Source organism: Lyngbya sp. CCY1209 (assembly GCF_055795065.1).
In genome coordinates this window covers 1-276 of record NZ_JAYFER010000342.1, presented here as the reverse complement: position 1 = coordinate 276, position 276 = coordinate 1, and the positions used below count along the sequence as shown (strand labels likewise).

General features: G+C 47.5%; 1 protein-coding gene. It reads right to left on the bottom strand.

Annotation, left to right across the window (positions count from 1 at the left end):
* Positions 1 to 276: reverse transcriptase N-terminal domain-containing protein (locus AC0QHF_RS09740; RefSeq protein ID WP_324704011.1), on the bottom strand; the 276-nt coding region annotated here is incomplete at both ends.

Genomic DNA, 276 nt, shown 5'->3' with positions numbered 1-276 from the left:
ATTGCCATCTTGACCAAGGCTTGCTTGGCTCTATCTCGAATCGTCGGGATTCCCAGAGGGCGTTTTTCATCCCGTCCTGGTTTTGGTATCCAGACTCTCCGTAATGGCTTGGCTTTGAAGTTTCCTTTGATTTCTTCAACAAGGGTGAACCTTTGTTTCGGGGATATTGCTATCACTCCATCCATTCCGGCTGTTTTCTTGCCTTGGTTATCTTGGGTCACTCGTCTTACCGCTAAGAGCCTTGCGTAGTATGACTTCAAAAGGAGTCTCTGCAAC